The sequence below is a fragment of the Polaribacter sp. Q13 genome, assembly GCF_016858305.2.
Classification (GTDB): Bacteria; Bacteroidota; Bacteroidia; order Flavobacteriales; family Flavobacteriaceae; genus Polaribacter.
On sequence record NZ_CP074436.1, the window covers coordinates 321338 to 335496 of the forward strand.

At 33.1% G+C, this 14159-nt stretch carries 8 protein-coding genes; all 8 read left to right on the plus strand.

Going from position 1 to position 14159, the window contains the following annotated elements; all coding sequences use genetic code 11:
• The first annotated feature begins 4 nt into the window (after positions 1–4).
• Positions 5–1396, plus strand: coding sequence for a right-handed parallel beta-helix repeat-containing protein (locus JOP69_RS01415; protein ID WP_215602645.1), 1392 nt, complete (start codon positions 5–7; stop codon positions 1394–1396).
• A gap of 153 nt (positions 1397–1549) precedes the next feature.
• Positions 1550–2782 carry a family 43 glycosylhydrolase gene (locus JOP69_RS01420; RefSeq protein WP_302850201.1) on the plus strand — a complete coding sequence of 411 codons (1233 nt, stop codon included), beginning with the start codon at positions 1550–1552 and terminating at the stop codon, positions 2780–2782.
• 25 nt (positions 2783–2807) lie between these two features.
• The gene (locus JOP69_RS01425; protein ID WP_203393787.1) at positions 2808–3788 is read left to right on the plus strand and encodes a family 43 glycosylhydrolase; all 981 of its coding nucleotides are present in this window, start codon (positions 2808–2810) and stop codon (positions 3786–3788) included.
• A gap of 43 nt (positions 3789–3831) precedes the next feature.
• Complete coding sequence (locus tag JOP69_RS01430) at positions 3832–5130, plus strand: family 43 glycosylhydrolase (protein ID WP_203393788.1); 1299 nt, start codon at positions 3832–3834, stop codon at positions 5128–5130.
• Between the two features lie 194 nt (positions 5131–5324).
• Positions 5325–7115, plus strand: coding sequence for an arylsulfatase (locus JOP69_RS01435; protein ID WP_203393789.1), 1791 nt, complete (start codon positions 5325–5327; stop codon positions 7113–7115).
• Between the two features lie 11 nt (positions 7116–7126).
• Entirely contained in the window at positions 7127–9775 is a 2649-nt protein-coding gene (locus JOP69_RS01440) for a hypothetical protein (protein ID WP_203393790.1), read from the plus strand.
• A gap of 34 nt (positions 9776–9809) precedes the next feature.
• Positions 9810–12005 carry a glycoside hydrolase family 3 C-terminal domain-containing protein gene (locus tag JOP69_RS01445; RefSeq protein WP_252191159.1) on the plus strand — a complete coding sequence of 732 codons (2196 nt, stop codon included), beginning with the start codon at positions 9810–9812 and terminating at the stop codon, positions 12003–12005.
• A 239-nt stretch (positions 12006–12244) separates the two neighbouring features.
• Positions 12245–13996: a T9SS type A sorting domain-containing protein gene (locus JOP69_RS01450; protein ID WP_203393791.1), complete on the plus strand. Its 1752-nt coding sequence runs from the start codon at positions 12245–12247 to the stop codon at positions 13994–13996.
• The last annotated feature ends 163 nt before the right edge of the window (positions 13997–14159 follow it).

Here is a 14159-nt window from a genome sequence, read left to right on the forward strand (position 1 = left end):
ACAGATGAAATATAATATAATAAAAATAATAGCACTAGTGCTTATTGGACTTTTCAGTTCAGTTATGCTTGAGGCTCAAGAAAGAGTAGCCAATCCTAAAAATACTGACGACATTTTAAAATGGGTGAAAGACGGAAAAACAACAAAAATTATCTTTCCCGCTGGAACGTATAAATTTTCAGATCCTATCACTTTAAAAAACGATAACTTAATCCTAGAAGGGAGCGGTATTGGTAAAACTGTACTTAAATTAACTGCTAAGAGAGGAGTGTTTATTGATGCGGTAGGTGATGCTGCCTTTATATCAAACTTAACCATTGATGGCGGAGATAATCAAAAAAGTTTTGGGAGTTGTATCTTCAAATTTAACAAAAGCAAAGCACATCATTTTGAAGAGGTAGAATTTACTAATTCTATTTGGAATGCAATAACTGCCCAACGCGCATATGCAACTGATGGCTTGGTTTTAAAGAATTGTGTTTTTTCTAATATCGATTATTATCCAGTTCAAATTTTTAATAGGAATACTAATTTAAGAGGCGGAGAACTAATTGTAAGCGTGGAAAAAGTAATGATAGACGGCTGTGTTTTTAAAGAAGGCTACGAAAGTGCTATAAATAGCGATAACGGAAATGACAGAGAAGATAGTGGAGATGGAACAGGCAGAAGATATACCGAGAGCACGAGTTTAAACGGAACCATTATTCAGAATTGCATTTTTGAAAAAAGTAGGAAGTTTAACATAGGCATGGTACAAACAGCCGATGTTATTATTAGGAACAACCAATTTATGGGAATCGTAGATAATGCAGGAGGTGGATGTCAGGCAATTCATTTGGAGCAGTGTACACATAATATGGAAATCTATGATAATACATTCCAAATGCCTAACACTGTAAGCAAAAACTATTTATACATACGCATTAGTGGTACTGAAGGACATAAGCGCGCAACGCAGCAACGCCCAAGCGATACCTATAAAAGCTGGACCTATTATGTGCACGGAAGTAACGAGCGTAGAGCAAGTATTGCATGTGCAACGGAAGGAAATATCAATAAAGATTGCAAGCGAGATGTACATGCTTATGGTCCACGTAATATTTATATTGCTGGTAATACCTTTAATGCATCCGAAAAAGTTTCGCAATACCTCTCAATTGGAGAGGGAGAAAATATAAGAATTGGAATCAAAAAGGATGGTACAGTTGCTTTAAACCAATTTCTTGGAGGAACTACTACATCAAAAAAAATAAGTTTCGGTGGGCATGATGAAGGTTGCGGTGATGTGCTCATTAAAGCTGGACAAAACATTACGAAAAAGAATATAGATATTAAAAAGGTACATTTTGACTTGCCTCCGATTAGAATAAAGAAACCAATAATAATAGAAGAATAAATTGATTTTACTGAAATGAAGATAGCCTATTTTTTATTAACGAGCATGCTACTCTTAAGTAGTTGTGGTTCATCAACAAAAGAACAAAAGAATGCCAATTATGGTATTAACTCCAACGCCATAAAGGTAGACGTGATAGCTCCCGAACATGGTATGGCCGATCCACATGCATGGGTTGAAAATGATAGAGTATATGTGATTTGTGGTCATGATGAATCATGGGATGGTAAAGGCTCTTTTCGTATGGATCGTTGGGAAGTATGGTCTTCTGATGATTTAGTAAATTGGAAACATCATAGAAATATTTCCCCAAAGGATACTTATATTGGAGATAGTCCCAATTGTTGGGCAGGTGATGTTTGTGAAAGAGACGGAAAGTATTATTGGTTTTTCTCGAACCGAAACATCAATACAGGCGTAATGGTTGCCGATGAAATTACAGGAGAATACAAAGATTTATTAGGTAAGCCGTTGCTTCCAAAAAATATAATTACAGGGCATCCGTACGATCCCGAAATATTTATTGAAAATAATGTGTACACGATTTGTTTTGGTGCCGGAACCTATTACATGGCAACTTTGGCTAAGGACATGAAATCGCTATCAACCAAGCCTAAAAAAATAATCGTTCAGGATGAAAAAGGGAACAGTCTAAAAGTGGAAGATAAACCTACGCTTTTCAAACGAAACGGTTGGTATTATTTAGTGTATGGAAGCAGGTATTCTATGTCCAAAAATTTATATGGGCCCTATACATTTAAAGGTGCGTTTTTATATGGTGGACATACCAGTTTTTTCGAATGGAAAGACCAATTATACGTGTTACAGGAAAATCATGATATCAGTGCATTTTACCGTGGTGCGAGTTTAAAGCCTGTGTTTTTCAATAAAGATGAAACCATCATTATTCCCGAAGATGATAGTATGTATCCCGCACCCGGAAGACCTTTTGAATTTAAAAATTCTACGATGGGGTGGAAAGCTCTAGAAGGTACTTCACTTTCATTTAAGAATGGTAAGATACAAGGTGAAATTTCAGATAAGAATGCACTTATAGAAAGTGCTCCGTGGCTTTATACCGATACGGGAGAGTGTACTCATTTCACTATTTCAATTAAAAATAAGAGCAATGCTAAGCAATTGAAACTGGCCTTGTATACACGAGATCTTGAGAAAGGTTTTTGGAAGAAGACCGATCCAATTAAATGGGAGCAACAAGAATGGGTAAGTATTCCAATTAGCTCAAACGATAGAGAGTTTAAAGAATATACCATTCAATTATCTCAATTTAAAGAGGTAAAGGAAAAGCTAATGCAAATTGCTATGCAACCTGTTTCTGATACGAATATTGGAACTTGGGAAATTGAAGAAATTCGTGTTAAATAAATGAACATCAAAAATTAGATCTATTATGAAAACTAAATTAACATTGCTTATAGTTGTATCAATATTTTTGGTTCAATGTAAAAGTAAAACATCAAAAACAGTATTAATTCCGAAACAAGCGAATAAGTTTGTTGAGGTGTATCAGCCAGATGGCGATGTGTTTTTTGGACCAGATACAAAAGTACTTAAAGAAGGAAAGTTTTACGAAAGATGGATTCCTAATGATCATACGTTTGTAAAAGCAGAAGATGGTAAATGGCATATTTTTGGAATTACGCATCCGTATACAGATCCTAAATTAGGGAGCATTCATCAAGGCGAATTTGCTTCTTTTCATGCAATATCTTCGGTAACTAATTTTAAAGAAACCTTGTCGGTAGATCATTATTCTGATTTACCTAAAATACTAACTCCAAAAGAACGTCCGGGAGAAATTACAGCAAATCACGCTCCGTATATTATTAAAAAAGACAATTTGTATTATATGGTGTATGGGCATAGCCCGATGCGTTTGGCAACTTCACCAGATTTAAATAATTGGACACCAAAAGGAACTTTTTTCGAAGAGGAAGAAGGAGCAAGAGATCCTAATTTAATTTTGCATGACGGAACTTATTATATGACCTATTGTTCAGAAAAATGCGTGAGAATGAGAACATCAAAAGACTTACTAAATTGGTCTGAAGCCAAAACAATTTTAGTAACGAATGAATTTGATCCTGAATCTCCATCTGTAATATTTCACAATGATACTTTTTATCTTTTTGTATGTGCCTGGGAAAAAGGTTCTTGGGATCGTATTGAATTACTGGGAGCTTACACACATAAAGCGCATGTATTTGCTTCGGATGATTTAATGGATTTTGGAACAGATCAAGAAAAACAAATTACAATATTAAATGCCCATGCTCCAGAAATTTTTCAAGGAGAAGATAAACAATGGTATATTTCGAGTGTGATGTATCCTGGTTATGGTGTAAGTGTAGACAAACTTTTTTGGGAATAATAGACACATCAACAGAAATAATTAAACTTTAAAATTTATAAGTATGAACAAAATATTTTATGCATTTATTGGTCTTAGCTTTATGCTAACATCATGTGGGCAAGACACTTCTAAAAAAACGGTGCAAACTAAAGAAGCAACTACTTTTTTTCCGTTCGATTTACCAGAAGAGAAACCAAATATGCCGTTAAGCGCCGCAATGAACAGAAATTACGATGCGTATATGGGCGTAAGACCAGAAACAAATGAGTTGTTTACGCAATTTAAATATACAAAACTAAAGGGATTTGATTATAATAATGGAGATGGAACTATTTCTCGTCGAGATCCTTCTAAAGTTATTTTTGAAAACGGAAAATACTATATTTGGTATACACATAGAGAAACTCCAACAGCTCCTGTAGGCATACCAAGAGTTGAAGAATCTAATGATACAATTCCTTCTGCAGATTGGGATTTATCGGATATTTTTTATGCAACTTCAAAAGATGGTTTTACTTGGGAAGAACAAGGCGTTGCAGTGCCAAGACCTGCAAAACCTAATATTGGGCATCGCTCTGTAACAACCACCGATATTTTAAAATTTAAAGGGAAGTATTACTTGTATTATCAAGCTTTTTCTGAAGCACCAGGTAAAAGTGGTGGAGATAATTGTCCGGTGGCGGTTTCTTCTTCAGATTCTCCAAACGGACCTTGGACGCCTCATCATAAAGATGTAATTCCGAATGGACCTGCAGGATCTTGGGATCAGTTTTCAATTCATGATCCATACCCAATAGTACATAATGGTAAAATTTATTTGTATTATAAATCCGATTTCGGAAAAAACAAAAAAGAAGGTAAAGGAAATGTAAGAATGCATGGTTTGGCAATTGCAGAGAATCCACTTGGACCTTTTAAAAAGCATGAATTAAATCCGATTATGAATTCTGGACACGAAACAACTTTGTTTCCATTTAAAGAAGGCGTTGCTGCTTTTGCAATTAGAGACGGAAATGAAAGTAATACCATTCAATATGCAAAAGATTGGGTGAATTTTGAGGTTGCTGCTTCGGTAGATTTAATGCCAGATGCTGGTGGGCCTTTTGTGAAAGACGCATTTACAGATACAAAATATGGACAAGGAATTACTTGGGGAATTTCTCACTTTGCAAGACCTCATGGAGATTGGAAAAGAAACCATGTAGTGTTAGTCCGTTTTGATTGTGATTTAAGTCTTGAAGTTAATGATCCCGCTATGAAAAAACATCATAATACACCAAAATTTGAGTATTTATTGAGTCATGGTTTAAATGGTAAACAAAGAGAGCGTATTTCAGCAGAAACAAAATCATTAAAATAATTAAGACTCAGTTATATAGGGGTTTATCGTGTTTTTTTGATGTAAATGTAAAGTTATAGTCTAGTGTTGTTATAAACAGCACTAGGCTTTTTTATGCAGAAAAAACTATATAGTGTAAAGAATAAACTATTTGTTGTCTAGTTCATCAATAGTAATAATTAATTTTAACACTAGAAGTTACTAAATAAATGATGATGAAATTCTCTTTTAACTATTTTTATCTATTGGTGTGTTGCTTACTCATTTCAAACACTATTTGGGCAGGTAAGATAAACCAAAATCCGCCCAATGTAATCCTTATTCTAACAGACGATTTAGGCATTGGAGATTTAGGTTGCGAAGGAAATCCGTGGTTGAAAACACCAAATATTGATGCTTTTTACAATGAATCTGTAAGAATGACAGATTTTCATACAAGTCCGCTTTGTACTCCAACAAGAGCCGCAATTATTACAGGGAAATATCCTATTAATAATGGTGCGTGGGCAACTTTTAAAGGACGCGATGCCTTAACTCAAAACACCAAAACCATGGCAGATGTTTTTAAACAAAATGGTTATAAAACGGCGATGTTTGGTAAATGGCATTTGGGTGATAATTACCCAACAAGACCAACAGATATGGGGTTTGAAACAGCAACGCATCACTTAGCAGGAGGTGTTGGAGAATTATCTGATTATTGGGGGAATAGTTATTTTGACGATGTGTATTATGTAAACAACAAACCCAAGCAATTTGAAGGATATTGTACAGATGTTTGGTTTGAAGAATCAACAAAATTCATCAAAAAAAATAAAGAAAAACCATTCTTTTTGTATCTACCAACAAATGCGCCTCATGATCCTTTAATTGTTGCAGAAAAATATGCAGCACCTTATAAAAAATTAGAAGGAAAAGATATTATTAGCGCCAATTTATATGGTATGATTGCCAATATTGATGAGAATTTCGGGAAGTTTCATCAATTTTTAGAAAATGAAAAGCTGTTAGAAAACACCATTCTTATTTTTATGAGTGATAACGGAACCAGATTTGGATATTCTAAAGATGGCAAGTTAGGTTATAACAAAGGTTATAGAGGAATAAAAGGAAGTAAGCAAGAAGGAGGGCATAGAGTTCCGTTTTTTATTCGTTGGCCTAATGGAAATGTGCAAGGAGGAAAAGACATTAATAGTTTGGCAGAACATGTAGATTTAATTCCGACGTTGGCGGGTTTGTGTAATTTAAAAATCCCGAAAGGAATGAATTTAGACGGACAAGATTTTTCGCCTTTGCTAACTGGAGAAAAAAATAAATTAAAATCGAAAGTTGGTTTTATTCATCATAGGCAAGATTGGAGGCAACCAAAAGATGTGGATCAAACGTGTATTATGAAAAATCAATGGAGATTGATTAATGGTAACGAACTTTATGATATAGAAAAAGACCCAAAACAACGTACTAATCTTGCTGATAAATATCCTAAAATAGTATCAGAATTATTAAAAAAGAATGCTAAGTTTTTAGAGCGTGTAAAAGAAAATCGTGAGTATTATGAACTGCCTTTTAGTGTTGTTGGTAATGAAGCTCAAAAAGAAATTAAATTAACTATTCAGCATGCTATTGGAGAGGATTCAGGAATTTGGAAACCAGAACAAGTTGCTGCAGGAATGAAGAATACCAATAATAAGCATGCTTTAAAAGTAGAAAAAGCAGGCTTGTATCAAATATCTTGCAGACGATGGCCAAAAGAATGTCCAGGGCCAATTTTAGGAATTCCAACGGAAAATCCAAAGAATTTATTCAAGTATGAAACGATATCGCCTGAAAAAGTTAGGATTAGTATTGCAAATCAAATGCTTGAAAAAGACATAAAAGAGGATGAAGCTGAGGTTTTGTTTACTGTGAAGCTTGAAAAGGGAAAAACAATTTTAGAAAACGATTTTATAGAAGGAAAAAGTAAGTATGGTGTGTATTATACTTATGTAAAATATTTAGGAGAATAATAATTAAGTAAATGAAAAAATTAATTCTTTTAGTTTCAGTTTTGATTTTCGCTTGTAAAAGTGAATCAGATTCTCAGTTTTTCGATAAAATTAAAAATACAAAAATAGCATCCGATCAAAATGTAGAATGGAAAAACTTTGGACCAGGAATGTCTGGTTATAATGAAGCGTTTTGGAGTCATCCTACCGACCCAAGCGTTATGTTTTTGGGTCCAGATATGCACGTTGCATACGGAACTTGGGACAACGGTAAATCTTGGAAATCCATTAAAGATTCTGATGGTTTAGGACTTGAAATGAAACGAGTTTTAGACATAGAGTTTTCAATGCAAAATCCAGATTTTGGAATGGCATTAGACTGGAATGGTTGGGTATATGAAACTACAGACAGAGGTCGTTCTTGGCAAAAAAAGAAGGAATTAGGTAAAAGTTATAAAGAAGTTGGTATTGATCCTAATGATTTAAATTCTTTTAAAAAAGGATGGTATTATGAACAAGAAGGAACGCGCCATAGTGAATTGGCAGTAGACCCAACCAATGAAAATATTTGGTATGTAGGTGCTGGAGATTTTTGGAATGTAAAAAATAATGTAAGAACGAGAGCTAATCCATATGGAACTACTTTTAAATATGCTTCTTATGGTTATATATACAAATCTACCGATAAAGGAAAATCTTGGAAAAAGATTTCTAAAGGCCTACCTAAAAATACCGATGTTGGGAGAATTATAGTAGATCCAAATAACAATAACACTGTTGTTATGGCTGCTAACATGGGCTTGTTTCATAGTTTTGATGGTGGTTTGTCTTGGGAGATAGTAGCAAAAGGCTTACCTAATAATATTCCAAGAGATTTAACGTCATATTATAATAAGGACACCAAAGAGTTTGCGTTGTACTTGGTAGAGCAAACAATGTATGAGCCAAAAGGAAAAAGTATTTCAACAAAAGGAGGTGTTTATAAAAGTATTGATAGCGGTAAAAACTGGACAAGTATTACCGGTGATTTAGGTGTTGATTTTAATGAAATAAATGACCAATCGCATAGAAATAACTATTACAAAGCCTTGAGTATTTTTTTAGAAGAAGATTCAAAAAAGTTATATCCAATTATTCCTAAAAATACGTATTCAGCGTTTAATAAAATAGTGGTAAACCCAACAAATAAAGATGAAATTTATTTAGTAGCAAATCAACGTCACGATAGAAGTTTTGGTCCAGGTGATGCTTGGAAAACTGAAAACGGTGGTAAAACTTGGGTTATTTGTGCACGTTCTGGTGAATACTGGTTGAATAACAAGGATGAAAATTATTGGAAAGAAAAAGGAAATCCTATTGGAGCAAATGTTGAATTTTCTCATGTAAGTCGTTCTTATGAAGAAATGAGTGAAACTCGATTTGGAAACAGAGTGTTAGGAATCAATTCGATAGGAGATGTTTTTATTGAAGTTGGTCAACAAACACAACGATCTACAGATGGTGGTGCAACTTGGAAGCAAATAGATGATTTTGAAACATCAAAGGGTAGTGGAAAATGGATTGGTCGTGGAGATAGTAATTTACCAGGAAGATTTATGTTACTTGAAACAGGAATTCCGGAAAGAAGATTGTTATGTAGTGGAGAACACGGTTTATGGCAAACAACAGATTTAGAGGGGTGGCCAGATAAGCAAGCTGTAGCTGTAGAACAGATAGAAGGTCAGGTAAATGATCATAGTGGAAACCACGGAGCACATTCAATTTCTACGGTGGCGGTGCATCCAAAAGAGCCAAATACGATTTACTTTTTAGCTTGGAGACAAGAACATAGAGGTAAATTACGTAAAACAACTGATGGAGGTAAAACGTGGAAAAATATAAGTACCATTTTTGAAGCTGCTAATGCAGAATATCGAAATTTAGCGCCGCAAAATTCATTACTTATAGACCCTGTGAATCCAGATAATATGTATTTCTGTTCAACGACTGTTAAAATAGCAGAAATTAGTGGTTCTCCTGCGGAAAAATTAACAAAAGGAGGTTATGGATTCTATCGTTCTTCTGATGGCGGGTATACTTGGGAACTGAGTAACAATGGTTTTCATAAAGATGCAAGTGTAAGAAGAATTGTTATGGATTTAGATAATCCAGAAACGTTGTATGCAGCTTTAAATGACGATAATGGAGGTTTGTATACATCTACAAATAAAGGAAGTGATTGGGAAAGAGTCACAATTCCTTCAGTAATAAAATCGGTTAATAGTGTTTTTATAGATCGAAATACAAAAGACATTTTAATTAGTACAGGAAGACGAACCGGAACTTATGAAGAAGGTGGTGTTTGGAGAAGTAAAAATGAGGGGAAATCTTGGGAACGGATTTTCAAAGCACCCTATGTTTGGCAGGCAGAAACGTCGCCAGTTAATTCAAAATTAATAGTGATTAGTGTTCCTGGGCAAATTGTAAGTATGGCGCATGAGTTTATGAATCCAGGGATTTATCTCTCTAAAGATGATGGAGAAAACTGGACGAAAATAAATAAAGGTTTAGGAAACCAAGATAAAATGACGGACATAAAACCAGATCCATATAACGAAAATGTTATTTGGAGTGCAGCTTGGGGTTCTGGTTGGTATGTTGCCTATTTAAATGGATCAACGGATGGTTGGTTAAAAGAATAAAATAATGAATATAATAACTTTTAAAAGAAGAAAAATGAAAATTAAATTTACGTTAACGATGTTTTTTGTATTGTGTTTTGTTAGTCTAAAAGCTCAAAATAAAGAAATAGATTTTTCGTTTCAAGACACTAATTTATCATTAGATAAAAGAGTAGAGATTTTGGTGTCTCAAATGACTACCGATGAAAAAATAGATCAACTAAGAAATGGTGCACCCGCAATTGAGAGATTAAAAGTGCCAGATTATGATTGGTGGAATGAAGCTTTACACGGTGTTGCCAGAAACGGAAAAGCAACTATTTTTCCGCAAGGAATTGGTGTAGGAGCAACCTTTGACCCTGAATTGGCAGAAAGAGTGGCATCAGCAATTTCTACAGAAGCAAGAGCAAAATATATTATTTCGCAGAAACATGGAAATCATAGTAAATATGCAGGTTTAACTTTTTGGACGCCCAATGTAAATATTTTTAGAGACCCACGTTGGGGAAGAGGACAAGAAACCTATGGAGAAGATCCTTTTTTAACCTCTAAAATAGGTGTGGCTTTTGTAAAAGGTTTGCAAGGTAACGATCCTAATTACTTAAAAAGTGCAGCTTGTGCTAAACATTATGCAGTACATTCTGGTCCGGAATCTATAAGACATCATTTTAATGCAGAACCTACAAAACAAGATTTATACGAAACGTATTTACCTGCTTTTGAGGCGCTTGTAGTGGAAGGGAAAGTAGAAGGAGTTATGACAGCTTATAATGCTGTTTATGGTGTGCCTGCAGGAGCTAGTAAGTTTTTAATACAAGATATTTTAATTGATGATTGGAATTTTGATGGTTATGTAACTTCAGATTGTGGTGCTGTTAGTGGAATTTCTAATAAGTTGAAATACGTGAAAACAGCAGAAGAAGGTGCTTCTGTAGCGTTAAAAGCAGGAATGAATTTAAACTGTGGAGGTGCTTTTAAAAACTTAAAAAAAGCAGTAAAAAATGGATTAGTTTCTGAAAAGTTAATTCATGAAAGAACCAAACAACTTTTTAAAACACGTTTTAGATTGGGGATGTTTGACAAGGTTGATAACAATCCATATACTAAATTAGGATCCGAAAACATTCATAGTAAAAAGCATATTTCCTTAGCAAGAGAAGCAGCTCAAAAATCGATTGTATTATTAAAGAATACCAATAATACCTTGCCTTTATCCAAAGAAATAAAAGTACCTTACGTTACAGGTCCTTTTGCAAATTCTGCAGATGTATTAATGGGAAGTTATTATGGTGTAAGTCCAGGAATTGTAACTGTTTTAGCAGGAATTACAGATGCCATTTCTTTAAGTTCGTCCTTAAATTATAGAAGTGGAGCATTGCCATTTCATAAAAATATTAATCCGAAGAATTGGGCGCCTAATGTAGCTGCAGAATCGGATGTAACTATTTGTGTGGTAGGTTTGTCTGCAGATAGAGAAGGAGAAGAGGTAGATGCTATTGCCGCTTTAAATGTTGGAGATAAAATAGATTTAAAATTACCAGAAAATCAAATTAACTATGTAAAACAAATTGCAAAGGTTAAAAAAGGTCCTTTGGTTTTGGTAATAGCAAGTGGAAGTCCGGTTTCTTTAGAAGGAATTGAAGAGTATTGCGACGCAATTTTACAAATTTGGTATCCTGGAGAACAAGGAGGAAATGCCGTTGCAGATATTTTATTTGGAGATATTTCGCCTTCAGGACATTTGCCAATTACGTTTCCTAAAAATGTGGAGCAATTGCCATCTTATGAAGATTATTCTATGCAAGGTCGTACGTATAAATACATGACTAAAGAGCCAATGTTTCCTTTCGGTTTTGGATTAACCTATTCTAAAACAACACTTAATAATCTTACTGTAAGTGATAAGAAGTTAAAAAAAGATGAAAAATTAGAAGTAACTGTTGATGTTTCTAACACCGGAAGTTATGATATTGATGAGGTAGTTCAGTTATATGTAAGTCCGATAAACAACAAAGAAAATTTACCTATTACCAGTCTAAAAGCTTTTAAAAGAATAAGTTTAGCAAAAGGAAGTTCTAAAAAAGTGTCTTTTTCTATTGCTGCTGATGATTTAAAAGTAATTAATAAAAAAGGAGAAAAAGTGTGGTATAAAGGCGATTATAAGTTGATTGTTGGAAATTCATCACCAGGAAAATTAAGTGAAAAATTGGGAGCAGCAATACCTCAAGAAGCGATAATTCAATTGAAATAAATACCTCTTTATAGGTAGTAAAACATATCCGAATAATTAGATCTAAAAATAGATTATTCACTTAGATTATTTCTTAAAATACTTTGGAGTAGAAAAAAGCTATTCTAATGAGTAAGAAGTAATTCTTGTTTTTAATAATAGTGCAAAATGACTATTTGTTCCCTGTAAATGATAGTTTGATATAGTAGTAGCATACTTGTTTAAGTACATTGCTGTTAACTTTAAAAAACTAAACAATTATGAGTAAAATTATTTTTAAAACAAGTTTATTTCTTGCCGTTATTTTATTTCAATTAAACCTCTATGCAAAAAGGATAAAATATACAGGAGATAAGGATTATACAGCAATAGTTAATAATGCTATAACCACGAATACCTTAATAGAATTTGATGCAAATAAGGTTTATACTTTTAATGGAAAAATTAACACAAGAGCAGGTGTTAGAATAATTTTTCAAACGAGAGGATCTAACAGTACCGTTAGAGGTGGTGCAACAACTAATGCTACCTTACAATACATAGGTGGTAATACTGGTACATTTATTAACTTATTGGGAAGTGCTACTTTTAATCAAATTATTATAGATGGAGGAGGTAATAAATATGGAGGCAATACACGTAGTTTTATAATTAGTACTAATCAACAACCTAAAACAATATTTACTTTTGTAACGCTTAAAAATTCAGATGGTTCTGGTATTGGTCAAAAAGGAGGGTTATATGCAAATGGTTTAACGATTAAAGACAGTAAATTTTTAAACATAGCAGGTCAAGTAATAAATTTATTTGACAGAAGAAGTATGAAAACTAATAATGTTGTTATTACAAGAATAGATAACCCTATTTTAATAGAACGTTCTACTTTTTCAGGTACATATGGTAGTGCTATATATGTTGATAATGGTAATGATTTTAGAAAAAATATAAAAGAAAGAGAACCACATAATAAAGGTTTTTTAAGAAATGACCAACCTACAGATATGAATCTTATATTAAGGGACAATAAATTTAAACAAGCTGATCGTTGGAATATTTCTTTAAATCAGGCAAGTAATGTTCTAATTGAAGGAAATACGTTTGAAGGGCCTAAGACGACTAATAAGAATAATACAACAATGCATATAGAACAAATTGTTAGAAATATTAGAATTATAGACAATATTTTTAATATTGATAAAGGGCATTCTATTATAGATGTATCTGCAAGAGAAGGTTTAAAAAGACTACAAGATGAAAATTGGCCACTTTTAATTGAAGAACATGGTTCTAGTTCGGTTCCTGTACAAGCACAAGCTAGTAATGCACAGCTTAATGCTGATTTTGATGTTACTGATATTTCTAAAATAAAGAATAAAAGAGGTGTACATGCTTATGGAGCTAGAAATTGGACTATTAAAGGAAATAAATTTAATGCTATAGGTACAGGTATGAAATTTGCCATGGATTTAGTGGATGCAGAAAATGTTAATTTTAAAAATAATACATTTACGGGTAACTTTGAAAATAAAATTATAATAGACAGAGGAGAACAAGGAAATAAAAATATTACGATTAATGGAGTAAATACGTGTGATATAAAATTTAATGGAGGAGAGCCTTGGTTAAAAAAAGGTTTAGCACCTAATGGTACTGTAACCAATGCAGATAGAACAAGTGCTAATATTAAAATAGGAGGAAGTCTTTTAACAACTATTATAAATTGTGCTCAAAAAACTGGAGTAACTTTAGGAAAAGTTACAGTTGAGTCTAAAGTTAATAATTTTAGCTTCTATCCTAACCCTGCTTCTAATAGTATTAATATTACAACAGGTGCAGGTAAACATGCGGCTAAAATCTATGATGTTAATGGTAGAGTTGTTAAAGTATTTAATTTAGAAGAAAATACAACATCTTTAATTTCTCTAAAAAATTTAGATGCTGGTTTTTATATTATGAAAAGTAAAAATCTGTTAAATAATACAACGAATACAAATCGTTTAATTATTAAATAATAGACTTCTTAAACAGCTTATGTTGTTATAAATATTAAAGGCAGTAATTTTATATTGCTGCCTTTTTCTGTATATTATAATTAAGTTTTTAATGTCGGTAAAACTCCTTAAATAAGTGCATAAAAAAAAGTGTATTGAAATTTTTCAATACACTTTTTCTATT

Coding starts and splice junctions, on each gene's coding strand:
- JOP69_RS01415 (WP_215602645.1), top strand. CDS start 5: ATGAAATATAATATAATAAAAATAATAGCACTAGTGCTTATTGGACTT.
- JOP69_RS01420 (WP_302850201.1), top strand. CDS start 1,550: ATGGCCGATCCACATGCATGGGTTGAAAATGATAGAGTATATGTGATT.
- JOP69_RS01425 (WP_203393787.1), top strand. CDS start 2,808: ATGAAAACTAAATTAACATTGCTTATAGTTGTATCAATATTTTTGGTT.
- JOP69_RS01430 (WP_203393788.1), top strand. CDS start 3,832: ATGAACAAAATATTTTATGCATTTATTGGTCTTAGCTTTATGCTAACA.
- JOP69_RS01435 (WP_203393789.1), top strand. CDS start 5,325: ATGAAATTCTCTTTTAACTATTTTTATCTATTGGTGTGTTGCTTACTC.
- JOP69_RS01440 (WP_203393790.1), top strand. CDS start 7,127: ATGAAAAAATTAATTCTTTTAGTTTCAGTTTTGATTTTCGCTTGTAAA.
- JOP69_RS01445 (WP_252191159.1), top strand. CDS start 9,810: ATGAAAATTAAATTTACGTTAACGATGTTTTTTGTATTGTGTTTTGTT.
- JOP69_RS01450 (WP_203393791.1), top strand. CDS start 12,245: ATGAGTAAAATTATTTTTAAAACAAGTTTATTTCTTGCCGTTATTTTA.